The organism is Paenibacillus sp. ACRSA, from assembly GCF_022346845.1.
In the GTDB taxonomy this organism is placed as follows: domain Bacteria; phylum Bacillota; class Bacilli; order Paenibacillales; family Paenibacillaceae; genus Paenibacillus.
Window position 1 is genome coordinate 149,372 of sequence record NZ_JAKRNP010000009.1, and the last position, 24,531, is coordinate 173,902.

Below are 24,531 nucleotides of genomic sequence, written 5' to 3' on the forward strand. Positions count from 1 at the left end.
AAAGTACAAATCAATCATAAGATGTAAGCGTTTTCCGAACAATCTGATAATCCTCTGATTATCTTTGAATATCTTATGTATATCAGACTCAGGTTAAATTACAAAGAAAAAGCGTCCTTGGACGGGTGCCAAGAGCGCTGTGAGAACAGATTGTCATACAACTTACTTTGATTAGGTTTTATTTAATGACTTTTCATAGATGTATTTTTGTTTAATAGATATTGGTTCGCTTGCTTTTCAACTTCTTTTTTTACCTTTTCCAGTCCAACAGCGTGAAGTTTATCGCTAAGAAGGTCAAACGCCTGATCAACATCTTCAACGGCACCGATATATATAGGTCTTGCATATTGCTCCGAAATCTCTACAATCGCTGTTAATTCAGGTTCTACAGCCTCCGAATTAAAGCTGAAACCAGCATAGGTTGAGGGAATTAATATCTTTTTGATTTCATTTAAATGCTGTATATAAATATCGGGCCATGAATTCCGTGGCAAGAACAGACTCTTGTTAACAAACCAGAATCCGGATTTATCCATCGGATACGTATTGGTTTCAGTTGTTACTCCTTCAGGTAATGCAATTTTGTTGTCATCCGTAATGACATAATTCTTACCTTCTAGTCCGAAGTATGCCAAGTAGACATACTCCGGTTCTTCCATTAATAGATCAATGACTTGCAATGATTTCTCTGGATGTTTGGAACTTGAAGAAACGGCTAGTCCATTTACCAACCAAGAGGATGCTGGAGCATTTCCTTTAGCATCTATCGTTGGTATTATTTCTGCTTTAATCCCCTTTAACTCGCATTGTTCTAGCGTAGACTCAATATCATTTGAATTGCCAAAGGCGACAGCACTTCTACCTTCGCAAAAGTTATCTTTTGAACGAACTTGATTTGCATAAGGATTATCATTCATATAACCTTTATCTCGCCATTTTTTCATGATTCCGGCTGCATACTTCTGCGCGCTCAAATACGGTTCTTCCAACATGGAATAGATGGCACCAGATGGATCCTGATAATCGTAAGTCATGCCTTGTGCATAGGTAATTCCTGAATCCATAGGTGCACCAGGATATGCAATTTTATCTCGGACAATATTATAGTATGGTGTTGAGAGATCATATTGACTATCCAAGTTCATTGGAATCATGTTCGCCTCATGCTTTTTTATGGCTTCAAGATAAGGTTCGAGTTCAGACACTCGACGAATGCGAGAAATTCCATATTTTTCTCTCAAATCTTGACGAATTACAGTCACTCCTGTTGTCACATCCGGAGTAGAGGTTGGAACCATATATATGTTGCCTTTAATCTTTGCAGCATCCCATGCCTTGGGGTTTAGTTGGTCATGGTGTCTGGGCAAGAACTGTTCGATCATGTGTTCCGTAATTGACAAGAAGGCTCCCCTCGATACTTGCTGTGCATAATAACTCCATGACGAGGCATAGATGATATCCACATCCCCTGAGGCAAGAATTGCTGGATACTTTAAATTCAGTTCCTCCCAACGAATATATTGAATGTTAAGCATGGTATTCAGATCGTCCATTAATCTGTTGTTCAATGTTTCCAAAACTTCGGGGAATCCTTGTGGAGCTTCACCAATCAAATACATATTTAATGTGACTACATCATTTTTTTTGCTTGTGTTTACTGTATGTTCCGTAGGCTGTGATTCAGTTAACTCTGTAGCCATTCCTTTTTCAGAATTGCGTTCAAGAACATAGACAAAGATGACTATGACTGCCATCATACTAACGAACCACAGGAATATTTTATTTTTCTTAAGTTTCATCTTCCCTCCATCTCATACGGCGTTACATGAAGGTACGCATTTAATTATGCGCATCATCTTCAGTCAAAATGAGTGGTAGCCGCAAAATAACTTTCATCCCTTGATAAGGCTGGCTGACGAAGACCATCCCATATTTCTGGCCATACATTAATTGAATTCGTTCCTGAATGTTTCTCAAACCAAATCCTCCCGTATTTTTGCTACGAGTACCATGAAGTAAACTTTCAGTTTCAGAAGATGCCATTCCAACACCGTCATCTTCCACAATAATGATCAAGTCTTGTACCTCAATGTACGCTGAGATTTCAATCGTACCTGAACCACTCTCATTTTCCAAAAGTCCATGAATAATGGCATTCTCTACTAAAGGTTGCAACATGATTTTTGGCACTTCATAAGGAAAGAAATCGCTAGAAACTCGAATAGCAAGCTTAATTTTGTCTCCAAATCGCATATTCTGTATAGCTGCATATGCCTCGATATGGCGCAGCTCGTTTTCTAATGTGACCTTTTCTTTTCCATTCGATAAACTCAGCTTATAAAAAGTAGCCATTCTCTGAACCAGCTCTGTAATCTCATTCGGATTGTTTGTTAGAGCCATTATGTTAATTAGATCCAATGTATTATACAGAAAATGAGGATTAATCTGAGCTTGTAGCGCCATCAATTCTTTATTCTTCACTTCTCGCCCCAATAGATAAGTCTCATCCATCAGATGAGAAATGTTCTTAACCATTAAGTTAAAATTTTCAGTCAACTCCCCAATCTCATCCCCATTCACTGGAAGATCCGCAACTTTGAAGTCTCCACTCTTCATCTTACGAACGAGATGTGTCAGTTTGCGAATTCGCTTGGTCATTGTACCTGCGGCGATATAAGATAATAGAAATACTAATGGTATCGCCAACAGATATAACTTGATCATTTGATCACGTGCCTTATTACTGGCTGACAGAATATCTGAGTAGGGTACGATTAGCGCGATCTTCATATTTGTTAAAGGGATGGAACGAAGGCCAAGAAACATTCGGTTATCATTTATTATGAAGTGTTCATCTTGATAATTGTTTGGGTAAGAAAGCCATTCCTCCCGATGATTGCTTATCACATTCATAAAGTCTTTCTCGTTTAGTTGACTTGTGATTGAAGACCCGAGACTCTCGAGTCGTTCGTTAAACAGGATTACAGAAGAATTCGGTGTAAGTAGCGCATGATCCAGAACGGAGCGAAACGCATCTGCATAGAGCCGAACTTTAATGATTCCACTAATCGTCTGAATATTGTGCATAGCAGGAATTTTACGAATAACAGAGATACCTTGGTTATCTACATCATAATTGAATGATCTCGTTGGTAACCAGTCAAATGCATCAGATGAGGATAAAAATGGCTTAAACCAGTCTAATTTCTCAAGCTCCTCCATTTTCAGATAATCAAAGTTGCCTGGCTGACCGGCGAGACCTGACTCCATATATAACTGAAAGGTTTGTATATCCGAGTTAAATCGAAACTGATTCATCGCATTGCTTAGAGCATTGGCATCCTGATACCAGAGATTAATATCCTCATATCTAGAGGAATCTGCAATCAACGAAGCCTGAACAGTATCATTAAAAGCGATCAAATTCAAAATTTCCGTAATGGATCGTGTCTTAAACGCAATATAATCCTTCGTTTCATCTAACACTTTCTCTGCAGAAAACAATGCCTGCTTCTCACTCTCAATCCTAATCTGATGCAAGTTTATCGTCAGAAGAATGAGAAATGGGATGCTGAATACAACCAAGATCATCAAAGCCATTTTATAATGAAGGCTCCATAAAACTTTACGTTTACCCCTCATCTAACACATTTCTCCCGAAACTCAGTCGGTGTGCATCCTGTCGTTTTCTTGAAAAACGTTGCAAAATAATTGGCGTCAGTGAATCCAAGATTTACAGCAACTTCATGCAATTTCATGTCAGCGTTGGAAAGAAGGATTTTGGCTTGTTCAGTTCTAACTTCATTGATATATTCCTTGATGGTTTGACCTCGCTGCTTTTTGAAATATACAGATAAGTACGTTTCGTTAAAGCCGATATATTCAGCAATTGTTTTGATGGTGAAGCCTTTATCAGAAAAATGATTGTGAATGTAACGAATAATCTCCCGAATTTTAACCTGATCCTCACCAGAGCTATCCTGAAAGAGCTCGAGAAAAGACAGTACGTAGGATTCTAAGATTTGAAGATTCATAATGCCATCGAATTCTTTCCATATATATCTACGTTCTCCATCCCCGTCGATCTCCTTGAGTCCGTACTGAATAGCCATCTCAAGAATAATCATAAGATATTGGAAGTAGACGTCTTTGACATGTGCAATATTCAAATCACAGGATCTTTTGGCTCGTTCAGTCAGTTGAAATAATTGCTTTTTAGCAGCATCAATGTTCTCTTTACGTAAATCCTCTCGGAACTGTTGGAGTTCATGCCGTTCAATTGAAAAAGTGACTGATTCCCCTAACAAATCTGCGAAAAAAAGTTCTTTCCTTCATTATAAAAGAGTGAATTGCAGGCTTTCATTGCTCGTTGATAAGCGAGCGGAATATCGGATAGCAGCCTCACTGGCTCACTAATTCCAACTTGAAAAGAAATAGTAGGATCCAAAACTTCCGATAGTTCAGTAATCATATCTTCAATCTTTTCTCTGCCCTCTTGGAAACTTGATCCGAATGCACCAGGTAAAATAATAACTAGCCATTGACTAGAAGTAAATCCGCATATCCCTTCGTGCTGTGGAAGCAAAGGGCGCGTTATCAACTGGTACAGCACTTCTTGTTGCATTTTGGATATGTCTTCAGGATATTTAGAAGAGCCCCAATAAAGGGCTGCTGTGATGACCGTAAAAGAATTATTGTATCTGAGTAAGAATGTATCTTTACTTTTCAAAGCGAGCTGTACATGTTGAGAATCCGGCTCTACAATTAACTTGCGAACCATCTCTTGACGTAGAACCGCGAGAGACCAGTGAGTGTCATGATGCTGTTGCCAATCTACAGAAATTTTACGTTTTTCTTCTTCGGCTGTAACCAAACGTACGGCTGCCATAACAGCGTCTTGGACTTCTTTCAGATTAATTGGCTTTTCGATATAATTTAGCGCACGTGTTTTGATCGCGGATTTCAAATACGCCTTATCCGAATAACCACTAAGAAAAATAAGTTGTCCCTCCCCTCCTATTTCCCGATAAGACGAAGCGAACTGAATTCCATCCATTCTTGGCATGCGAACATCACATAGAAGAATATCAGGCTTCCATTCCTTTGCTATATCTAGCCCGGTTAGGCCATTGGGAGCTGTGCGTATGTCAGTCAAGCCGATCTTTGAAGCTTTGAAATGACGCTCTAGCACTTCTCTTGTGCGAAATTCATCTTCAATAATCAACAATCTCATATTTGTTCCCCCTGAATGAGTGCTGTTGCTTCATTTACTCTAGAATAGCAAAGAGGAGACTTGGAGCCTCCTCGATTAAACGGTACCTATGACTTTCAAATAAGTACACGTTACTTTTTTAAATTTTATCCTTTTACCGCACCTAATGTAAGACCTTGTACGAAATATCGCTGAATGAACGGATATGCAAACAATATCGGCCCGGTCGCTACAATGGTCATAGCCATTTTAAGACTTTCGGAAGGGATCTGCACACTCACAACGGCTCCAGAAGAAATCATGGCCTGGCGCATACCTTCCATGTTACCAAGCATATTATAAAGGTAATATTGAAGCGGCATTAAACGTTCGTCTGATATAAACAACAGCGAATAATACCAATCATTCCAGTAGCCTAGAGCGATAAAGAGTCCGATCGTTGCCAATGCGGGCTTGGATAGTGGAATAATGAGCCTGAAGTAGATCAAGAAATCACCCGCTCCGTCGATTTTGGCAGATTCAGTAATTGCCTCCGGAATACCACCCATAAAGGACTTCATGACAATGATATAGAACACGTTCAGAAGCATGGGGAGAATCAACACAAGAAGTGTATCTTTAAGATTCAGATAATTGACAATTAGCAAGTACCAAGGAACCAATCCCCCGCTGAATAGTGTTGTGAAGAAAAACAAAAACGAAAATTTATTTCTCCATTTAAAATCCTTTCGGGCTAGTACATACGCCGTCATTGATGTAAGTAATAATCCAAAGACAGTACCGAGAACCGTAACAATAATTGTAATTGCATATGCATTCAGCATCTGAGCGGGATACTCGAATAGTATACGGTAAGCTTCTGTAGAGAAAGAGGTTGGAAGTATTTGAAATCCATTTTCAACAATACTTTGTTCCGAAGCAAACGAAGACGATAAAATTAAAACGAACGGAAACAGGCAAAAAAGCGAAATTATCGTAAGCAGCATGTAACCAATCAGATTCATGATTAGTTTGTCGCCTCTCATCTTACGATGACTAGGAGAACTTGAAGTAGATGTTTTCTCAACTTGTGTACTCATGGAATATCGTTCCTTTCTCAGAATAATGCGCGATCCTTGTCGTATTTGCGAACAGCATAGTTAGCTAAAAGAATAGTGATTAATCCCAATACAGATTGATAGAATCCTGCTGCTGAAGACATCCCAATATCATTGGACGTGATTAGGGATCGGAATACAAATGTGTCGATTACATCAGTAGACGAGAACAAGAGACCGTTATTTCCGACCATGTTGTAGAACATCCCGAAATCCCCACGGAATATGTTACCGATCGCGAGCAATACGAGAATAATAACTGTTGGAAAAAGGTTAGGTATCGTAATGCGCCAGATACGTTGAAAAATATTAGCTCCATCAATCTCAGCCGCTTCATACATCTCACTGTCAATACTTGTGATCGCTGCCAAGTACATAATGGTTCCATAACCAACAGCCTTCCAAGCAGATACTAATATAAGAATAATAGGCCAGTAAGAAGCTGTGTTATAAACATCAATCGGATTAAGACCAAAGAATTTCAACACAACATTGAGTGTTCCATATTCAAAGTTAAATAGATTGTACGCAATTGCCCCTACAACTACCCAAGAAATAAAGTAGGGCAAAAACATCATGGTTTGAAAGATTTTCCTAAACCATTTATTGGCGACCTCAAAAAGCAAAATAGCCATCATAATCTGAAATACGTTATTAACTATAATAAAGGCCAAATTATATAATGCTGTATTTCGCGTTACTGTCCACGCATCGCCTGACTGGAAGAAGAAACGAAAATTATCAAGTCCGTTCCAAGGACTGCCGAATATGCCCCCACTGTAATTAAATTGTTTGAATGCAAGCACAATACCTGCCATCGGAATATAAGCAAAAACAAAGAAAAATATCACGGCTGGCAATAACATTAGCAAAAGCGTTCGATATTGTACCACATCTCCCCAGAAGCCTTTTTTCATGTTGCTCCTCCTTATAAGTTTCTAATCTGACCTCATTATAAGTTGGAAGCGTATACATTTATATATGGTAGAACTCCGTTCTTCTTTGAAAATCTTATATCATTCAAAGCTGCTTTTAGGAGCGGTTAGTGGGGAAAACAATTGTCTGAGCATCAAAAAAAGCCGCCGACAGGCGACCTTTTGAGCAAGAATACGATTTTCAACTGAAGAATGATCTAGTAAGTACATTGAAGGCTGTTATATCTCTTAAGTATCATTATCAGGACGCTGGATCATATAGTTCTGCATCATGTTCGGAGACCCAATCAATTTGCCTGTATCCAAGGCCAGCATTCGTTTGCTGCACATCCAGCACCTCTAATTCAGGTGCCTGCCAAGGCGCTTTTTTCGCTTCCATCGGTCGTTCCCTCCTTTCTATTACTTGTGCATACAAACTTTTCAAGATACGTTATGTATCTTAATTAAAATTATATGACACAATACGTATCTAAGCAAACAACCTATTTCATCCCCTTTGGAATAATAATTGATGTTGAATTTTTCGATCATTAAAAACTTGTTGGTACGTCTTATTGCTAACTGTAAGCCATCTAAAGCCATCCACGAGTAACCATAATAGCTGGATTTATTTATGTTCAATTTCATCAGCGATTAATATCAAGTCTTTTACAATGTTATCAGGTGTAAGATTTTCTGGATTCGTGCTTTGCAATCTTTTCCACTTGTAACATAATTGTCTTATAATCTGGATTTCCAACTAGACCAACTTTTATTTTGGTTTCATCCATAAGTTTTATGAATTTCTCCATATACGAGATAACAACTGATTTTGCTCTTTCTTTACCTTTGTCTTGTACGTGAAGTCTCTCATTGTGATTATAAAAGCATTTTAATTATTTAAGTTGGCTCAAAATAATCCTTGCCTTAAAGTGCACATTAAGCCATATCATACAGTTGCACCTACCGACAATATTGAACCAAGGAGGAATGTAAATCATGGCTTTTACGATAAAAGAAGCTTCTGAACGGCTAGGTTGCCCCGCACATACCATTCGTTATTACGAAAAGGAGGGATTACTTCCTTATATCAAACGGGATCAATATGGCAATCGCTTGTTTGAGCAAGAACACCTGGATTGGATTAACTTGATGACTTGTTTCCGGGCAACGGGAATGAAGATTTCATTGATGAAACAGATGGTCAATCTTGCGTTGGACGGTGACTCAACGATTCCAGAACGAAAAATGATCCTCAACCATTACAAAGAAGATTTGTTTAGACGTCAACGCGAACTTGCAGAAGCCATTGATGCGGTTAACAATAAATTGTCTATTTATGAGAGCATTGAAAAAGGTGAGCTCCAATCAGAGAGTAACATGTTAAGTCAAATGGAACCAAGGTGAACAATATACCAATTAAAATGTTAGCGAGGGATTAGCATATGCATCAAAGAAAGCTAGGCAACAGTGATTTGAACGTATCTAACATTGGACTCGGAATTATGGGGATGTCTCCTGGAATGTATGGGAAAACCGATGATACACAGTCCATTATGACCATACATCGCGCTTTGGAGTTAGGCGTTACATTAATCGATACAGCAGATGTCTATGGAAATGGACACAATGAAGAACTCTTGGGCAAGGCAATTTATGACCGGCGGGATCTGGCTATTATTGCTACTAAATTCTCCTATACGCCAAATTATGAAGAGATTAATGGCCACCCTGATTATGTAAAAAAAGCAGCTGAAGAAAGCTTGAAGCGGTTGGGAGTAAATTATATCGATCTCTATTACCAACATCGTGTTGATCCTAATGTTCCTATTGAGGAGACTGTCGGGGCTATGTCCGATCTGGTGAAGGAAGGAAAAGTTCGGTATCTGGGTCTCTCTGAAGCTTCTGCTTCCACGATACGCCGTGCGCATGCAGTACACCCGATCTCTGCGTTGCAAAGCGAATATTCTCTATGGAGCCGGGACATTGAGGATGAAATCCTGCCTACGGTAAAAGAATTAAATATTACCCATGTGGCTTACAGCCCACTAAGCCGAGGTTTTATTTCGGGTGAGCTTCGCAAGTTTGAAGATCTTCACCCTCATGATATGCGGAGATATATGCCACGTTTCCAAGACGTCAATTTTCAAAAAAACATTGAAATTGTAGATCAAATTAAGGAAATTGCTCAGGAAAAAAACTGCACGCCATCGCAGTTAGCTATAGCATGGACGCTAGCTAACGGTGCGCTTCCAATCCCTGGAACCAAACGGATCAGTTACTTAGAGGAAAATGCAGCTTCTGCCGATATTACGCTTAGTGCTGAAGACTTGGCTCGTATTGAAGAGGTTAGTCCAAAACACGGGGTTCATGGTACACGTTACATGGAAGAAGAAATGTCTAAGCTTAACCGATGATTGCACTGATACGACATCCATCATAGATTAAACAAAAGCAGCTGATCCATTGATTAGCTGCTTTCTTTTGATCATTAAGCTGTAGTTTTCGTATGTTTTTGTCCTGGACATGATTTATGCAGCGCCTAATCATATGAAAGGTTTAGCTACTTAGATATAATTTCGGAGATATTGTCTTTCGCTTCAGTCGTCCAATCGCGTCGATATCTTCCCTTTTCTAACTTCATGTCAATAAGATCAACGACCTGTTGCAGAGATATGATTTGCGCCATAATATTTTCCCGGTGGCTTTTGAAGAGTTCCACTAACTCAGGATATTCTGCGGGATCAGCATCGGAGGAGACCCCTAGAAATGGACGTATTTCATCCAGCGACATTCCCGTTTTTTTCAGACAAGTTAACAGACTAATCATATCAATATCTTCCTGTCCGTAAACGCGATGCCCGTTACCCTTTCGTTCAGCCCGGGGAAGTAGTGAAATCTTTTCATAGTATCGAATCGTATCTTCAGATATGCCCGTATGCGTGGCAATTTGTTTTATCGTATAAGTCTGAACTTTCTTCATCCGATCCCCTTCCGTAACGATTGGGTTTATTTCGCATTATACATCTTGATGCTGGCTCCAAGTCAACTCTCTGACTCTTTGGAATTTTTTTTAATTTCTCCGTCTTGACTTGGAGTCTACTCCAAGTTATATAGTATGCCTCGTTAGGCATTTGCTCTATATGAGGAGGAAACACACTATGAATAAAAGCCACACTGAAAATATTGCTGCTATATCGGGGGCAAGCGCAGGAATCGGATTAGCCTTAACCCGTAAATTTCTATTGGAAGACTGGCAAGTGATTGCGATCATTCGCTCAGACTTCCCAGCGGACGACACACTAATCCAAGAAGCAATGCACACGGGTAGGCTACGCATTTATAAAACGAAGGATCTATCTGACTATTCCAGCTTAATGCGACTGATTGGAGAAATAAAAAGCAATGAGCAGCGGATTGATATTTTGTTCAATAACGCCGGAGGCTCTTTTCCCACACTGAGCTATTCCAAACAAGGACGTGAAATTCATTACGAGCTAATGACTGTCGTTCCGTACATTATTCTGATGGAATTAAAGGAACTTATAAAAAAAGGGCACTTCAAAACGGTGATCAACACCTCATCGGAAGCGATTAAATTCACAAGAAAATTCACTATTGAAAACCTTGAGCATCCTAAAGTCTTTCGCAAGCTCATCGGTCCTTATGCCACGTCTAAGTTAGCACTTTCGCTGTGGACCCAAGCCATTGCACCACAACTTGCCCAGGAGAATATCAAGATTCGTAGCGTTGACCCTGGTGGTACCAACACACTAAGGAAAGAAAACAGATCTGGATTACCTTTGTTGGTTCTCCCATTAATGAAGTTATTTTTTTCTCCTCCGACCCACGGTGCCAGCAGGCTTTATGAAGCTGCTCTGGGGCAACACCAGAATGAAAGCGGCGTGTTATTGATAAAAGGTAAGATTACGGAATTAAAATTCAAAGATCAAGCGAAGAATGTCCTGAAAAGGGTCAATGAAATTTACGAACATGATTACGGTTATTATCCTGTAGCCACACATATCTCAAATCATAAGTGAATGTTAACTAATGGAGTACCCGCACTAAAATATGCACTTGCAATTATAAACCGATCGGTTTATAATAATACAAACAGTACAGGAAGTGAGGCGATAAATGAACAATCCCCCTTCATGTTTCTGAGCCAAATAACTTGTGTATACAAAAATATAACAACTAATGGAGGTATTTATCATGGCCAAAGTAAATGTAGGTACAGAGAATGAACAACCAATTGAACTGTATTATGAAGATCATGGTGCGGGAAAACCAATTATTCTGATTCATGGCTGGCCTTTGAGTGGACGATCCTGGGAGAAGCAAGTTCCAGCCCTGATTCAAGCGGGTTATCGTGTTATCACATATGACCGTCGTGGATTCGGTCAGTCTTCTCAACCTTGGGATGGTTATGACTATGATACCTTTGCCTCGGATTTGCATAAATTGATTTTGCACCTTGATCTGCATGATGCCACATTAGTCGGATTCTCCATGGGTGGCGGGGAAGTTGCACGTTACGTGGGAACCTATGGAACAGAACGCGTATCTAAAGCCGTATTTGCGGGAGCGGTTCCTCCCTATCTCTATATAACTGAAGACAATCCCCAAGGAGGATTGGATGATGCAACGATTGCAGAATTCCAAAACGGGGTAAAAACGGATCGTCTAGCATTCCTGGACGGTTTTACTAGCAACTTTTTTGCTGCTGGAGACCGTACAGACCTTGTAAGCGAACCATTCCGTATCTATAACCGTGATATTGCAGCGCTGGCTTCACCTAAAGGCACACTAGATTGTATCGCTGCCTTTGCCCTTACTGATTTCCGTCAGGATCTGGAGAAATTCAACATTCCTACACTGGTTATCCATGGCGATTCCGATGCCATCGTGCCTTTGGAAGTGAGTGGACAACGTACTCATGAATCTATCCCTGGCAGCCGTCTCGTCGTTGTCGAAGGTGGACCACACGGATTTAATGCGACGCATTCTGAACAATTTAATGCGGCATTGATCGAATTTTTTCAAGGTTAAACTGAAACTGAATTCGACTGATGATTTTAGCAAGAAGAACAAACTAAGTGAAAAAGCAGAGCGCCTCCTATGGAGGAGGATGTCCTGCTTTTTCATGATTTTATAGGATATGTATATGAAGAACGAACACCCTCTTGCGCATTGGTAACACACAAAAAAAGCTACGATGCATAACATTGATGGCTACTTGGTACATTATAAATCTGAATCGATTCCAGATGGGTATCGAAATCGGACAGTAACTTGCATTTATAAACCGATCGGTTTATACTGATACAAACAGTACAGAGAGCGAGGAAAATGTAATGAATAATTTAACTCCCCCATTCACTCTTGAGACAGCAATTCAAAAAACACGTATGGCAGAAGACAGCTGGAATAGCCGAGACCCTCAGCGTGTCTCCCTTGTGTACACTGAGGATTGTTATTGGAGAAATCGGAGCGAATTTATAACTGGCCGCCCAGCAATTGTTGCTTTATTAACTAGAAAATGGGCTAAAGAATTGGACTACCGCCTCATTAAGGAGCTTTGGTCATTTACGGATAACCGTATTGCCGTTAGATTCGCATATGAATGGCGTGATGATAGTGGCAATTGGTTCAGATCGTACGGGAACGAGAATTGGGAATTCGCCGATGACGGCTTAATGCAACGTAGATTTGCTTCGATTAATGACATGCCGATTAAGGAAGAGGAACGGAAGTTCCATTGGCCTCTCGGTACACGTCCCGCTGACCATCCAAGCCTAAGTGAGTTAGGCCTATGACTCGCACTGTTTTTGAAAAATCTGATGTCATCCCTCTCGTTACCGAGGTATTTCGTGAATTAGGTTATGAAGGTGCGTCCTTGAGTAAAATTACAGCCCGTACGCGTCTATCCAAAGGAAGCTTATATTATTTCTTTCCGGGCGGAAAAGATGAGATGGCTGCTGAAATTCTTGCTCATATTGATCAGTGGTTTATCAAGAACATTTATGAACCGCTCGAAAAGAATGAGCCCCGGGCAGCCATTGATCATATGTGGCAAGAGGTCGATACTTATTTTAAATCTGGTCAGCGTATATGCCTTATTGGTGCATTCGCTTTGGACGAAACAAGAGATCGATTCGCTGCTGTGATTCGGCAATATTTTGTAAGATGGATTGAAGCCTTCAGCGCGGCACTAGTTCGAGCGGGCATCTCCAAAGAGACTGCCGACCAAATTTCAGAGGAAACGATTGCTGGTATTCAGGGAGGATTAGTCCTGAGTAGAGCACTTCATGATGAATCCTTTTTTGAACGTACGCTGGCAAATCTATCAAAACGAGTCTCAACTTATGTTTCAGAAAACAACTCTGCCCACTGAAATGAGAATGTTCTTCAGAAACACTGGTGAGAAAGATTCTCCACCAAAAAAACAAGTGATTCTAATCACTTGTTTTTTTAAAAGAATGATCATGAACTGTTAATCTAACTTTATCTCGCCAGTCACGAAAAATTAACCGATTTAATTCCAATTTGTAGGGGGTTCAAAACCATGAGTAATTATGTCATAGATCAATTGAGATTTGTTCGCCGTCAGGCAGTTAATTATGTGGAGAGCATTAGTGACTCTGCCGCTGAAATAATTCCAACAGGTTTGAAAAATAATATAAAATGGAATCTGGGTCACATGTATGTTATACATGAGAAGTTCGCTTTCCAACTTGCTGGGGAAGAAACCAAATATCCGGCTAATTTTAACAAGTTGTTTGATCCAGGAACGAAACCGTCTGACTGGAATATAGAGCCTCCAACGATGTCTCAAATAATCGACTTGCTAACTGAACAAATTAAAAGAGTTGAATTGTTACTTTCGAGCAAGTTGAGTGAAGAAATCAATCCTCATTACAAGTCGTCAACAGGACTTACCTTTACAAAGGTAGAACAGTTACTTGGTTTTCTGATATATCATGAAGCAATGCATTTTGCTACAATTAAAAATATCAAGAGCATAACTTTTCAATCGAACTAAGCAACACATTGGTAATTTCAGCGATATCGAACGGCTTGATCGCAAACTATTAACAAGCATTTGAACACACAAAAAAAGCAGCGAATCAGAGTTTCGTCGGCTGCTTTTTTTGGATTATTTACTGCTTAGCTTAGTCCCTTTAACTGGGTGTACTTTCGATATGCGTTATAATAACTGGCGATATAGAATACAAGCATGAGCGCGGGAATCGACCTCAGAAGGACAAATGGTGTTTCGAATAGTATTGCCTTCCAAAATAATGAACCTTGCATGTTCCAAAGACCTTCAGCTAGAAATATTCCGGAATCCTTGTAAAGCATATAACAAAATGTCAATAATACTATACCTAAACCAGATGAATACCCCATCGCTCTTTTATAATAATTGCGCTTGGATTGGCGATCCGAGAAAATCTCATTCAGCCCATCATCTTCTTTTTGCCAATATCGAATACCAGCAAGTCGGGAGCCCGTTATGTAAGACCAACCGAAGTCTTCATATATTCCTTTGTAGTCATTTAACTTGTCCTTTGATAAATTATCTTGATAGTCAAGTCTCATCACATATCTTTTGTCTGTTTTCTCGAAAGTGTATATCCCTAGACTGCTAATTTTTGTACAACGATACCCTTTTTGAGAATAATTGTTCAACCATTGCTCCTCTTTCTCAATATCAAAAAACAACTTGAATCTTTTCATTTTACTCACTTCCTTCGTATAAAGATAATATATGAAGCAGTCTGTTTTGTTCCATCTTCAGAATGGCTCTTCCTTCTGCGGTGATCATGTAAACTTTTCTCCGACCTGATTCTCCTACAGATTCAATCCAACCGTGTTTATTCAAATTTTCAATTGCACCATACAATGTGCCGGCTGCTAAAATCACAGTACCTTGACTTGTTTCTTCTATCTTCTGCATTACGGCATAACCATGGAGAGGTTGTCGTAATGCTAATAGGATGTAATGCATCGTTTCAGACAGCGGTAATAACTTATGCTTCATATCTGCACCCTCTATTCAGTTCGACTATATAGTTCAACTGAACATAATATAATACAGTTCAACTGAATAGTCAACCATAAGGATAAAATAAAAAAAGCCACTGCAATAGTGACTTTACCAGGAATTTATTGTTGTCTCCCAACAGGCTTTGTTTTCATCACCCTGTTAGTCTCATGATTTAGTACCCTTGACGTTATTCACATATGCTTTGAAACTTGTATATGCATTTTCTATATCCGCTACACGAACATCCTGGTTATCTGCATCGCTTATGTCTGGAATTGGCAATGATCCGTATTTTTCAATCTCACTTGATATCGGCTCAACACTAGAAAAATACTTAAAAGAAACGATACGTGCCTGAGTAAACGGTGTCTCTCCTCGATACATTGCAGCCATTTCAACCAATAATTCAGTTAAAGATTGAGGTTGAATTTCAGGGAATTCATTGGCAGCAACCTTACCAGCATCATCTGGATTAATTGGCCCATGTGGAGCAACATACCATTCATCTGCAGCTGCTAACAGGCGTTTATAAGAAAGAGTTTTGGGAAGATCTCCTATGGCGTTGTAGTCCATCGAATCTTTTGTTTTTTCTGAAGGAGCTTGCGCCTCCTTAGTTTTGACCTTTGTGCTGTTCGTGGTTGATGTTATATATGCAAAAGTACTCGCTCCTATAATTAGTATCACAATCATAACAATCCACTTTTTATTCATTTGCTCCCCCTTATTTATGCTTTATTTTCCGAATCATCTTACCCACTTCTTCATGTCGATCTCTTTCTCCTTCTATTTCTCAGCTTTCCGCTTCTTAATAAATGACGGCTCTCCAATATCTATTATTTCTTTTTTTATTGTAAACGTACTTCTTACTGTTGACAAAAGCCTAACTTGATCATATATTGATTAGGGAAATAAAGTTTCCCTAAGGAAACAAACTAGCATTAAGGAATGTTTTTTATATAAAGGAAATATAGTTTGCTATAGGCGAAGGTTATGAAGGGGCGAAGAACAGTGATACAAATTAGTCAGCTTAACGTAGATTACTTCGGTAATCCAGCGCTTCAAGATGTAAATATGGATATCCCGCTGGGATACACCATTGGTATCATTGGACCTAATGGTGCGGGGAAATCAACGTTTATCAAATCTCTACTGGGTATTATAAAAAAACGTACGGGAAACATTCTAGTCAATGGAACCGCAATTGCCCAAAACAGAAAAAACATCGCATACGTACCTCAAAAAAGCGAAGTGGATTTAACTTTTCCCATCACGGTACGGGACACCGTTTTGACCGGAACTTACCCTAAACTAAAATTGTTCCGTAGACCTGGAAAGAAAGAAAAAGCACACGTGGATCACTGCATGAGCTTGGTAGACATCACGGATCTAGCGAATAAACAAATTAGTAATTTGTCTGGGGGGCAGCTTCAGCGAGTATTTATTGCAAGGGCACTCGCTCAGCAGGCAGATATTTTCTTCCTGGATGAGCCCTTCGTAGGCATTGACCTTGTTAGCGAGAAGATCATTGTGAATCTTCTGAAACAACTCCGGGAACAAGGAAAAACCATATTGATTGTTCACCATGATTTACATGAGGTTGAAGAATACTTTGACAAGGTCATCATTCTCAACAAAAAATTGATTGCTTTTGGAGATGTGTCCAGTACCTTTACTACGGAAAATATACAATCCGCTTACGGGTCTTCTCTGGGCACGATTCAAATTCGAGGGTTGGGAGATGGTCAGAATGATTGATATGTTGTCAACATGGCTTGATATCCCGGTGTATGCACTGAACGCTGGACTATCAGCGATTATTTTGGGAATTGTTTCGGGAGTTCTCGGCAGTTTCATCGTACTTCGGAAAATGTCCCTAATGGGTGACGCGTTGTCACACGCCGTTTTGCCGGGAGTTGCCTTATCCTATATTTTAGGCATTAACATGTTGGTTGGCGCTTCATTGTTCGGTCTGCTTGCAGCAATTCTTATTCAATTCATTACCAACCGCAGCACCATTAAAAGCGATACGTCCATCGGTATTATCTTAAGTTCATTTTTTGCATTGGGGATTGTTCTCATCACGTTTGCCAAGAGTGGTCTGGACTTGACCCATATTCTATTCGGTAATATTTTGGCTGTACCGCAATCCGAAATAACGCAATCCTTCATTATTATGCTGGTCGTTATCGGTGTTGTTTCACTCTTTTACAAGGAACTGCTCATCAGCTCGTTTGACCCAGTCGTATCTAAAGCAAATGGATTAAATATTAATTTTTATCATTACTTGCTGATGCTCCTGCTTTCGGTTGTCACAGTTTCATCCCTTTCACAGGTAGGCATTGTACTCGTCATTGCGATGCTCGTTATTCCGGCTGCTACCTCTTATCTGTGGACGAATAAGTTGCTTCATATGATTGTGCTAGCCTCCATATACGGTGCGTTATGCGGTGTAATCGGAGTCATTCTGAGTTTCGAATTCAATCTTCCGACGAGTGCAACGATTGTCCTTGTTGGAATGACTGGCTTTGCGATTTCGTTTATTCTCTCTCCCAAAAACAATTTCTTTAGGAAAGGATTAAAAACACAATGAAAAAACAATTAATCGGCGTTCTTATTGCTTTAATGGTCGTATTGTCAGCATGCTCGCAAACGAATTCCAATAGCACCGAGGCATCAACTACTCCTGATGAAAAATTACAGATTGTAGCTACGTACTCCGTTATTGCGGATATGGTGGAGAATATCGTAGGTGATAAAGGTGAAGTGCACAGCATGGTTCCGATTGGAACAGATCCACACATGTATGACCCTTTGCCACAAGATACTCAAAAAATATCACAGGCTGATCTCGTGTTTTATAACGGACTTAACCTAGAGACTGGGAAAGGCTGGTTCCAGGATCTTCTGAAGGTTACCAACAAAACGGATGCTGCGTTCGTCGTGTCGGAAGAAGTAACACCGATGTATCTCAGCGAAGAAGGAAAAGAAACACAGGAAGATCCTCACGCATGGCTTGATATCCAAAATGGAATTAAGTATGTAGATGTCATTACAAAGCGAATTATTGAGAAAGATCCAGATAACAAGCAATATTACTTGGATAATCAAGCGGCCTACGTTGCCAAATTAGAAGAAGCTGATCAATACGCCAAGGATCAAATTGAGAAAGTGCCTGCAGAAAAGCGGATTTTAGTTACGAGTGAAGGTGCATTCAAATACTTCTCCAAGGCTTACGGTTTTGAGGCAGCGTATATTTGGGAAATTAACACGGATAACCAAGGTACTCCTGAACAAATGAACCGGATAATCGATATTATTAAAACGAATCAAATTCCAGCTCTGTTTGTTGAAACGAGCGTTAACCCTAAAACGATGGAAACCGTTTCTAATGAAACAGGTGCCCCTATTCACTCCAAAATATTTACAGATTCCCTCGCCAAAAAAGGCGAAGAAGGTGACACATACATTACGATGGTGAAATGGAACATCGACAAAGTTACAGAAGGTTTATCGCAATAATGATCAAAAAAACGAGTCACCTTTTCGGTGACTCGTTTTTGACGTCTAGCCATTTTGCTGTGAATTGACATGTCTACGTTAACCACTTGATAATCAAACGGTCTAGCCGAGTTTCTCACATACCCTATATCCTTGAGTAATCAGCGCGTCCCCCTACTTTATAATATGATCCTCCGGGTTAAATGGAGTGGCAAGTTTGAGACACCGTTCACTGTACAGAACGTGCAAGTGCTGCAACAGAGCTGCGGAAATCGGGTCTGCCGTCTGCCGTCCACAAAAGCTCCGTCACAAATGTATGGCGATTCGGATCGTACAGCGGATCTCCTATAATGTTCTTGTACGTTCTTGCGTGAAACACAAATAGCGTCTTTTCATCCTCCTCTGACACCGTGAACGAATTATGACCGGGACCATACATCGAGATGCTCTCATCTGTCGAGAGAACCGGTGCTTGCGACTTGCGCCATGAGGTGGCATCAAGCAAATCAGCATCCGCGTCGGCTTCAAGTAAGCCCATGCAATAATTGAAATCAGTGGCGCTAGCCGAATAAGAGAGAAATACCCGATTCCCCTTGCGAAGAAATGCCGCACCTTCGTTCACTTTATAACCAATGATCTCCCAGTCATATTCCGGCTTCGAAATCATCGTCTGCTGCCCAGTCAGCGTCCACGGATTGCTCATTTTAGATATATACAGATTAGAGTTACCTTCGATATTCGGATCCTTTTGTGCCCATACGTAATAACGGCTTCCATTATGCTCAAAGGTAGTGGCATCAAGGGCGAAGCTTTCCCACGCGGTACGAACCTGCCCTCTTTCCGTCCAACTACCTTCGAGCGGATTGGCATTTTCATTCTCTAGCACGTACATCCGATGGTCGAACAAGCCTTCATTCGTTTCCGTCGTATGTGCGGCAGCGAAATACACGTACCATTTGTCATCAATAAAATGCAGTTCGGGTGCCCAAATATTAGCACTAAGGATACCCGTCTCGCGCTTTCTCCAGATCACTACAGGCGTTGATGTAACAAGCTCCTCCAGGTTCTGGGCTCTACGGATTTCAATCCGATCATACTCCGGAACAGATGCTACGAAGTAATAGTAACCGTCCAAATGTCTGTAAATAAAAGGATCAGCTCTCTGCTCAATTAAGGGTTGAATGTCGTGTGACGCTCGTTGTTGGATTTCCATCTTATCACCTGTTTCATCAGAATATACTACCCTTTAACAGCACCTGCAGTCATACCGTCTATGAAATATTTCTGGAAAGCAATAAATAGGATGAAAATTGGAATAATGGAGAAGAAAGAGCCCACGATCAATAGGTCATAGTTATTGCCATAAGGAGTTAATAGCGTTTTCAAACCAATGGGCAGTGTATATTTACTCTGATCTCCGAGCACCATGAAAGGCCACAATAGATTATTCCAGCTATTCATACCATTTAGAATGGCCATTGCTGCAAAGGATGGCTTCATAATCGGCATAATTAGCCTAAAATAAATCGCATACTCGTTTGCTCCATCAACCCGCCCAGATTGAATAATCTCTTTGGGTATGCTTCGTAGATATTGCCTGAAGAAGAATATTGTCGCGGCATTAGCTATACCGGGCAGAATGATTGCCGAATAGCTATTCACCATTCCCAAATCATTAATTAAGCTGTACAAAGGAACCAACAGTATTTCGAAAGGCACCATCATAATGAGCAAAACACATATAAAGAGGAAGTTCTTACCTTTAAAATCATATGCTGCAAAACCGTAAGCAACAAATGCGCTTACAAAAAGGGTTAAAACCACTTGAACGACTGTTAAAATCATACTGTTCCAAAACCACACAAAATAATCATGTTGCCCAGTAAACAAATAAATGAAATTATCAAAACTCATGATTTCAAAATCCAAACTTAGGTTAAGACCATACCTAACTAATGATTCACCTGGTTTAAAGGAAGATAGGGCCACTGCATAGAATGGAATCATAATTAAAACGAATAGTATAATAAATAAACAAATAATTACTGTTCTAGAGATGAAATCACTCCTCGTCTGACTTTTGCCCACTTTAATCCTCCCCCTTTTTGAACATTCCACTAAATTTCAACTGCGTTAAATTGATAACCATAGCAATGACTAATAGAACGATCCCAACTGCAGCTGCGTAACCCAGCTTGTTCTGCTCAATCCCTTGTCTATATAGATATCCAACAATGGTTAAGCCAATATTTTTGGGTGAATTGTTACCGTTAAACATCATCAAACTCTCCGTAAACATGGCTAAACCTGCATAAACACTTATTGTCGTAACATATACCGTGGTCGGCTTCAATAATGGCATTGTGATCGTTCTAAACTTCTGCCAAGCAGATGCCCCGTCAATTGAAGCAGCCTCATAATATTCATTGTCAATGCTTTTCAAACCGGATAGATAGTAAAGCATATTCACGCCTGTCCATCTCCAACATGCGAGGATTAACAGGGCTGCCATACTCCAATTTCCGTCTTTCAAAAATTTAATAGGCTCTACACCAAATAGACCTAGGAAACTGTTCATTAATGAACCTTCCATCTCACCGAATGTAAGGCGGAAAATGGTACCCGCAACTGCGACAGATGTCAATGCAGGGAGAAAGAACGAAGATTTAAAAAACTCTCTTCCCTTCATTAACTTACTGTTGATCATAACGGCGAATAACATTGGAAAAGGAATTAACAGTACTAAGGTTCCTAACATGTACACAACGCTATTTTTAATAGATGTCAAAAACACTTTATCAGTAAGTAATTTCGAATAATTTGCTTCACCAATCCATTTAGGATCCTGTCCCAACATCCGATCTTGAAAGCTCATGACGAATGAATTTACAAGCGGAAAAAACCAGAATATCAAAAATATAAGTATAAATGGCAAGACAAAAACATAAGGTGCAACTTTTTGAGAGTATACAAATCTCTTTATCATATTCTCAATCTCCCTTGACTAAGGTTAAACCTGCCGACTACTATACCTGCCGACAGGTTTAACCAAATCATTTACTTATTCTATTTATTTCAATTCTTGTTCAATGGCTGCTTGTGCTTCATCCAACGCTTCCTTCACGTCTTGACCATCTTCAAAGATAGCGTTCAAAGTAACCGTATTAAATATATTGCCGATGGTTGGTGAAGCTTTAACGGACTTGATCGCTCTAATTTCGTCCTTGATTTCATTCAAAGTATCAAATGCATTTGTTTTGAAGTATTGGACGTATTCATTATCAGGGTTTTTCGTTACTGCATCATCTTTCCATACTTCCATGTTGATTGGGTCAAATCCAAGTGTATTCCAGATTTCAGTCGTAGCTTCTTTCGAAAGCTTAGCAAAGGCTACAAATTCTTTGGCCAATTGAACGTCTTTGCCACTCTTCGTAACAACTGTGCCAGTACCGCCTAAGCCAACGGAACGAGGATTACCTTCTTCAAATACAGGCAATGGAGCAATTGCATACTTACCTTTAAGGTCCTTCATTTCGTTTACAAAGCGGGACATGTACCACTCAGGCATCAATGCGCTTGCGTAGTTGCCTTTGTTGTATTCGCCTTTTGCTTCTTCTGTGTCGGGCTGTCCGCCTGGGATCGTATGAATAACATTGTTCTTCTGCAGATCAACTAACATTTCATACGCTTTAATCATTTCAGGCGAGTTCACTTTTGGATTACCATTTTCATCTGTAAAATCAGTGTTTTGCTGAGCTAACAGCAACGATGCTTGCCACGTAGCAGATGTATCAGCAGTACCTAAGTACTTGCCAGTCTTTTCATAAACCTTGATCCCTGCTTGTTTGTAATCTTCCCACGTTATGATTGTCTTGTAATCAACACCTGCTTGTTCGAGAATTTCAGTATTGTAGAAAGCAAGCGTTGCACCTACGTGATAATCAAATCCATAAACCTGATCGGCTTTGGAATAAATCTCGACACGCGAAGGAACGACAACGTCTTTGTATGGTGCAAATACATCATTCAAAGATTCCAGGGGAACGTTGTCACCTTCCAAGAATTTAGGGAATTGACCAAGCTCAATATCCGCGATATCAGGAGCACCTTTTCCGCTTGTAACTGCCAATAAGAGCTTGTTGTGCATATCATCGTAAGGCATAACCGTTACGTTCAACTTAATCTGTTTGTCTGGGTTCTCTTCGTTCCATAAGCCCAGCATTTTATCCAAATGCTTGCCGTGCAAATCCACAAATGTCCAAAACGACAATTCTGTTGCGTTCTCACCGGCATTAGCGCCTAATTGCTGTGTTTCCGTATTTGAATCAGAAGGGCTACCACATGCTGTAAAAAAAAGAGACATAATAAGGACTGTAACGATGGAAATTAACGTACTGCGTTTTTTCATTTGTTCGTCATCCTCTCTTTTTGTGTTATGCATTTGGAAAGTCGGCTGACTAGTTAGTTCTGTTAATTTAAGCGGTTTCAGTCCATCTTAGCACCACCATTCTCAACATCATTCTAACCTTTCAAAGAAAAGACCCCTTCGCAACAATTTCTCAGATTTCATATTGTAAGCGCTTTACATGCCGTATTATAATATATATGAAATAAGCTTTATATAACCAATTGATTATAAAATCATAAAGTTTATGGGGAGATGCTACTCTTTGAAAAAGCTGGCGCTCTACAAACAAATTCAAGAACATATTATTCAGAAAATTAAATCAGGGCAGCTTCGGCCAACAGACCGCATTCCTTCTGAACAAGAACTGATGGACGAATTCAGAGTCAGTAAAATAACCGTCAAGAACGCCCTAACCCTACTCGCTGACGAAGGATTGATTATACGCGTACAAGGCAAAGGCTCCTTCGTCTCTTCAAGTCTTGTTGTTTCTAGCATCCATTCTCCACCATCCCAAGGCAGCACGTCCTCCATACCGCTCATCGGCTTCATTATTCCAACGATGAGAACCCGTGTCATTCAAAAGCTCGTTGATTACACAGAACAATTTCTGCAAGAAGCCGGCCTCAACATGGTACTGAGCATCACGCGCGAGTCCTCCTCTATCGAAACAAATGTCATCCGTACACTAACGGAGCTCGGTGTGAAGGGCCTGATCGTTTTTCCGACAGAAGATGAGAAGTATAACGAATCATTACTGCGTCTGTCGCTCGACAAATTCCCGTGTGTGTTCATCGACCGCTATCTGCGCAACATTGAGACGTACACCATTACATCCGACAATTACGGCGGTGCGTATAAGGCTGTATCCCATTTGTTATCCAAGAGTCATCAACAGATTGCGCTCATCTCACCTGAAAATGCCAATACAGCCGTTGAGGATCGCACGCTTGGCTTCGAACAGGCGTACACAGATCAAGGCATTTCAATTGACAAAAGCTTGTGGTGTCACATCCCTCTCAACATTCTACGAAGTGAGCAAGCATTGGACTATGTAAGCGACTTCTTGCAGAGCCACAGTGGAATCTCGGCAGCCTTCTCCTTGACTGAAGAAACAGCACGCCTTACGTCGGCCGCTATCAGTCGTCTGAACGATCACTCCAATATCGATTTGTTATCTTTTGATAATCCACATCTTTCAGGCGTAGCTTATGTGCAGCAGGATGAACAAGAAATGGCAAGAATAGCAGTTAAGCTGTTACGTGAACAGATGGAAGATATTTATTCTCCTAAGAACGCTATTATTCCCGTGCAACTCATCTTCCCTTGACACGACAATTATTGCAGGC

At 40.2% G+C, this 24,531-nt stretch carries 26 protein-coding genes and 1 pseudogene; 11 read left to right on the forward strand and 16 right to left on the reverse strand.

Going from position 1 to position 24,531, the window contains the following annotated elements; translation table 11 throughout:
• Positions 1-182: 182 nt before the first annotated feature.
• The 8 genes and pseudogenes from MH215_RS22455 to MH215_RS29355 all read right to left on the reverse strand — a co-directional run.
• Complete coding sequence (locus MH215_RS22455) at positions 183-1,799, reverse strand: ABC transporter substrate-binding protein (protein WP_239293398.1); 1,617 nt, start codon at positions 1,797-1,799, stop codon at positions 183-185.
• 40 nt (positions 1,800-1,839) lie between these two features.
• Positions 1,840-3,642, reverse strand: a complete 1,803-nt coding sequence (locus MH215_RS22460) for a sensor histidine kinase (RefSeq protein WP_239293399.1) — start codon at positions 3,640-3,642, stop codon at positions 1,840-1,842.
• On the reverse strand, positions 3,639-4,169 hold the full coding sequence (locus MH215_RS22465; protein ID WP_239293400.1) for a helix-turn-helix transcriptional regulator: 531 nt from the start codon (positions 4,167-4,169) through the stop codon (positions 3,639-3,641). Before MH215_RS22465 ends, MH215_RS22460 begins: the two co-directional genes overlap by 4 nt.
• Before the next feature lie 131 nt (positions 4,170-4,300).
• Positions 4,301-5,227: a response regulator gene (locus MH215_RS22470; protein ID WP_239293401.1), complete on the reverse strand. Its 927-nt coding sequence runs from the start codon at positions 5,225-5,227 to the stop codon at positions 4,301-4,303.
• Between the two features lie 131 nt (positions 5,228-5,358).
• Positions 5,359-6,291 carry a carbohydrate ABC transporter permease gene (locus MH215_RS22475; RefSeq protein WP_239293402.1) on the reverse strand — a complete coding sequence of 311 codons (933 nt, stop codon included), beginning with the start codon at positions 6,289-6,291 and terminating at the stop codon, positions 5,359-5,361.
• Between the two features lie 17 nt (positions 6,292-6,308).
• Positions 6,309-7,226: an ABC transporter permease gene (locus tag MH215_RS22480; RefSeq protein ID WP_239293403.1), complete on the reverse strand. Its 918-nt coding sequence runs from the start codon at positions 7,224-7,226 to the stop codon at positions 6,309-6,311.
• A 259-nt stretch (positions 7,227-7,485) separates the two neighbouring features.
• The gene (locus tag MH215_RS22485; protein ID WP_239293404.1) at positions 7,486-7,623 is read right to left on the reverse strand and encodes a paeninodin family lasso peptide; all 138 of its coding nucleotides are present in this window, start codon (positions 7,621-7,623) and stop codon (positions 7,486-7,488) included.
• 170 nt (positions 7,624-7,793) lie between these two features.
• A pseudogene (locus MH215_RS29355) lies at positions 7,794-8,035 on the reverse strand (alpha/beta hydrolase); the annotation flags it as partial.
• A 187-nt stretch (positions 8,036-8,222) separates the two neighbouring features.
• Here MH215_RS29355 and MH215_RS22490 point away from each other — a divergent pair.
• On the forward strand, positions 8,223-8,630 hold the full coding sequence (locus tag MH215_RS22490; RefSeq protein WP_239293405.1) for a MerR family transcriptional regulator: 408 nt from the start codon (positions 8,223-8,225) through the stop codon (positions 8,628-8,630).
• 38 nt (positions 8,631-8,668) lie between these two features.
• On the forward strand, positions 8,669-9,640 hold the full coding sequence (locus MH215_RS22495) for an aldo/keto reductase (protein WP_239293406.1): 972 nt from the start codon (positions 8,669-8,671) through the stop codon (positions 9,638-9,640).
• A gap of 146 nt (positions 9,641-9,786) precedes the next feature.
• Here MH215_RS22495 and MH215_RS22500 read toward each other — a convergent pair whose 3' ends face one another.
• Positions 9,787-10,206: a MerR family transcriptional regulator gene (locus tag MH215_RS22500; protein WP_239293407.1), complete on the reverse strand. Its 420-nt coding sequence runs from the start codon at positions 10,204-10,206 to the stop codon at positions 9,787-9,789.
• A 178-nt stretch (positions 10,207-10,384) separates the two neighbouring features.
• On the opposite strand from MH215_RS22500, the gene MH215_RS22505 reads away from it, so the two are divergent.
• From MH215_RS22505 to MH215_RS22525, 5 genes are all read left to right on the forward strand, one after another.
• Positions 10,385-11,266, forward strand: coding sequence for an SDR family NAD(P)-dependent oxidoreductase (locus tag MH215_RS22505; RefSeq protein WP_239293408.1), 882 nt, complete (start codon positions 10,385-10,387; stop codon positions 11,264-11,266).
• Between the two features lie 175 nt (positions 11,267-11,441).
• On the forward strand, positions 11,442-12,278 hold the full coding sequence (locus MH215_RS22510) for an alpha/beta fold hydrolase (RefSeq protein WP_239293409.1): 837 nt from the start codon (positions 11,442-11,444) through the stop codon (positions 12,276-12,278).
• 305 nt (positions 12,279-12,583) lie between these two features.
• Positions 12,584-13,045 carry a nuclear transport factor 2 family protein gene (locus MH215_RS22515; protein ID WP_239293410.1) on the forward strand — a complete coding sequence of 154 codons (462 nt, stop codon included), beginning with the start codon at positions 12,584-12,586 and terminating at the stop codon, positions 13,043-13,045.
• A complete protein-coding gene (locus MH215_RS22520) occupies positions 13,042-13,623 on the forward strand; it encodes a TetR/AcrR family transcriptional regulator (RefSeq protein ID WP_239293411.1) in 582 nt (193 codons plus the stop codon). Before MH215_RS22515 ends, MH215_RS22520 begins: the two co-directional genes overlap by 4 nt.
• 171 nt (positions 13,624-13,794) lie before the next feature.
• Positions 13,795-14,271: a DinB family protein gene (locus tag MH215_RS22525; protein WP_239293412.1), complete on the forward strand. Its 477-nt coding sequence runs from the start codon at positions 13,795-13,797 to the stop codon at positions 14,269-14,271.
• A gap of 125 nt (positions 14,272-14,396) precedes the next feature.
• Here the strand turns inward: MH215_RS22525 and MH215_RS22530 are convergent, their stop codons facing one another.
• The 3 genes from MH215_RS22530 to MH215_RS22540 form a co-directional block, all read right to left on the reverse strand.
• On the reverse strand, positions 14,397-14,969 hold the full coding sequence (locus MH215_RS22530; RefSeq protein WP_239293413.1) for a DUF2812 domain-containing protein: 573 nt from the start codon (positions 14,967-14,969) through the stop codon (positions 14,397-14,399).
• A gap of 1 nt (position 14,970) precedes the next feature.
• Positions 14,971-15,273: a PadR family transcriptional regulator gene (locus tag MH215_RS22535; RefSeq protein ID WP_239293414.1), complete on the reverse strand. Its 303-nt coding sequence runs from the start codon at positions 15,271-15,273 to the stop codon at positions 14,971-14,973.
• A 171-nt stretch (positions 15,274-15,444) separates the two neighbouring features.
• Positions 15,445-15,990, reverse strand: coding sequence for a hypothetical protein (locus tag MH215_RS22540; protein WP_239293415.1), 546 nt, complete (start codon positions 15,988-15,990; stop codon positions 15,445-15,447).
• Positions 15,991-16,290: 300 nt separating this feature from the next.
• Between MH215_RS22540 and MH215_RS22545 the strand changes: the two genes are divergently transcribed.
• From MH215_RS22545 to MH215_RS22555, 3 genes are read left to right on the forward strand one after another with little or no spacing between them, the layout of a single operon-like run.
• On the forward strand, positions 16,291-17,034 hold the full coding sequence (locus tag MH215_RS22545) for a metal ABC transporter ATP-binding protein (RefSeq protein ID WP_481857479.1): 744 nt from the start codon (positions 16,291-16,293) through the stop codon (positions 17,032-17,034).
• Between the two features lies 1 nt (position 17,035).
• A complete protein-coding gene (locus MH215_RS22550) occupies positions 17,036-17,869 on the forward strand; it encodes a metal ABC transporter permease (RefSeq protein WP_239293478.1) in 834 nt (277 codons plus the stop codon).
• Positions 17,866-18,798 carry a metal ABC transporter substrate-binding protein gene (locus MH215_RS22555; protein ID WP_239293416.1) on the forward strand — a complete coding sequence of 311 codons (933 nt, stop codon included), beginning with the start codon at positions 17,866-17,868 and terminating at the stop codon, positions 18,796-18,798. The genes MH215_RS22550 and MH215_RS22555 overlap by 4 nt, the downstream gene beginning before the upstream one ends.
• A gap of 208 nt (positions 18,799-19,006) precedes the next feature.
• On the opposite strand, the gene MH215_RS22560 is transcribed toward MH215_RS22555, so the two are convergent.
• From MH215_RS22560 to MH215_RS22575, 4 genes are all read right to left on the reverse strand, one after another.
• The gene (locus tag MH215_RS22560) at positions 19,007-19,990 is read right to left on the reverse strand and encodes a glycoside hydrolase family 43 protein (protein ID WP_239293417.1); all 984 of its coding nucleotides are present in this window, start codon (positions 19,988-19,990) and stop codon (positions 19,007-19,009) included.
• 26 nt (positions 19,991-20,016) lie between these two features.
• Complete coding sequence (locus MH215_RS22565) at positions 20,017-20,865, reverse strand: carbohydrate ABC transporter permease (RefSeq protein WP_239293418.1); 849 nt, start codon at positions 20,863-20,865, stop codon at positions 20,017-20,019.
• 1 nt (position 20,866) lies between these two features.
• A complete protein-coding gene (locus MH215_RS22570; RefSeq protein ID WP_239293419.1) occupies positions 20,867-21,763 on the reverse strand; it encodes a carbohydrate ABC transporter permease in 897 nt (298 codons plus the stop codon).
• Positions 21,764-21,847: 84 nt separating this feature from the next.
• Positions 21,848-23,185 carry an ABC transporter substrate-binding protein gene (locus MH215_RS22575; RefSeq protein ID WP_239293420.1) on the reverse strand — a complete coding sequence of 446 codons (1,338 nt, stop codon included), beginning with the start codon at positions 23,183-23,185 and terminating at the stop codon, positions 21,848-21,850.
• Between the two features lie 262 nt (positions 23,186-23,447).
• Here MH215_RS22575 and MH215_RS22580 point away from each other — a divergent pair, with 262 nt between their 5' ends.
• Positions 23,448-24,512 carry a GntR family transcriptional regulator gene (locus MH215_RS22580; RefSeq protein WP_239293421.1) on the forward strand — a complete coding sequence of 355 codons (1,065 nt, stop codon included), beginning with the start codon at positions 23,448-23,450 and terminating at the stop codon, positions 24,510-24,512.
• Positions 24,513-24,531: the final 19 nt, after the last annotated feature.

What these genes read in the sequence shown, in the direction of transcription:
- MH215_RS22455 (WP_239293398.1), bottom strand. Translation starts at nt 1,799, where the DNA reads ATGAAACTTAAGAAAAATAAAATATTCCTGTGGTTCGTTAGTATGATG.
- MH215_RS22460 (WP_239293399.1), bottom strand. Translation starts at nt 3,642, where the DNA reads ATGAGGGGTAAACGTAAAGTTTTATGGAGCCTTCATTATAAAATGGCT.
- MH215_RS22475 (WP_239293402.1), bottom strand. Translation starts at nt 6,291, where the DNA reads ATGAGTACACAAGTTGAGAAAACATCTACTTCAAGTTCTCCTAGTCAT.
- MH215_RS22480 (WP_239293403.1), bottom strand. Translation starts at nt 7,226, where the DNA reads ATGAAAAAAGGCTTCTGGGGAGATGTGGTACAATATCGAACGCTTTTG.
- MH215_RS22485 (WP_239293404.1), bottom strand. Translation starts at nt 7,623, where the DNA reads ATGGAAGCGAAAAAAGCGCCTTGGCAGGCACCTGAATTAGAGGTGCTG.
- MH215_RS22490 (WP_239293405.1), top strand. Translation starts at nt 8,223, where the DNA reads ATGGCTTTTACGATAAAAGAAGCTTCTGAACGGCTAGGTTGCCCCGCA.
- MH215_RS22495 (WP_239293406.1), top strand. Translation starts at nt 8,669, where the DNA reads ATGCATCAAAGAAAGCTAGGCAACAGTGATTTGAACGTATCTAACATT.
- MH215_RS22500 (WP_239293407.1), bottom strand. Translation starts at nt 10,206, where the DNA reads ATGAAGAAAGTTCAGACTTATACGATAAAACAAATTGCCACGCATACG.
- MH215_RS22505 (WP_239293408.1), top strand. Translation starts at nt 10,385, where the DNA reads ATGAATAAAAGCCACACTGAAAATATTGCTGCTATATCGGGGGCAAGC.
- MH215_RS22510 (WP_239293409.1), top strand. Translation starts at nt 11,442, where the DNA reads ATGGCCAAAGTAAATGTAGGTACAGAGAATGAACAACCAATTGAACTG.
- MH215_RS22515 (WP_239293410.1), top strand. Translation starts at nt 12,584, where the DNA reads ATGAATAATTTAACTCCCCCATTCACTCTTGAGACAGCAATTCAAAAA.
- MH215_RS22520 (WP_239293411.1), top strand. Translation starts at nt 13,042, where the DNA reads ATGACTCGCACTGTTTTTGAAAAATCTGATGTCATCCCTCTCGTTACC.
- MH215_RS22525 (WP_239293412.1), top strand. Translation starts at nt 13,795, where the DNA reads ATGAGTAATTATGTCATAGATCAATTGAGATTTGTTCGCCGTCAGGCA.
- MH215_RS22530 (WP_239293413.1), bottom strand. Translation starts at nt 14,969, where the DNA reads ATGAAAAGATTCAAGTTGTTTTTTGATATTGAGAAAGAGGAGCAATGG.
- MH215_RS22535 (WP_239293414.1), bottom strand. Translation starts at nt 15,273, where the DNA reads ATGAAGCATAAGTTATTACCGCTGTCTGAAACGATGCATTACATCCTA.
- MH215_RS22540 (WP_239293415.1), bottom strand. Translation starts at nt 15,990, where the DNA reads ATGAATAAAAAGTGGATTGTTATGATTGTGATACTAATTATAGGAGCG.
- MH215_RS22550 (WP_239293478.1), top strand. Translation starts at nt 17,036, where the DNA reads ATGTTGTCAACATGGCTTGATATCCCGGTGTATGCACTGAACGCTGGA.
- MH215_RS22555 (WP_239293416.1), top strand. Translation starts at nt 17,866, where the DNA reads ATGAAAAAACAATTAATCGGCGTTCTTATTGCTTTAATGGTCGTATTG.
- MH215_RS22560 (WP_239293417.1), bottom strand. Translation starts at nt 19,990, where the DNA reads ATGGAAATCCAACAACGAGCGTCACACGACATTCAACCCTTAATTGAG.
- MH215_RS22570 (WP_239293419.1), bottom strand. Translation starts at nt 21,763, where the DNA reads ATGATAAAGAGATTTGTATACTCTCAAAAAGTTGCACCTTATGTTTTT.
- MH215_RS22575 (WP_239293420.1), bottom strand. Translation starts at nt 23,185, where the DNA reads ATGAAAAAACGCAGTACGTTAATTTCCATCGTTACAGTCCTTATTATG.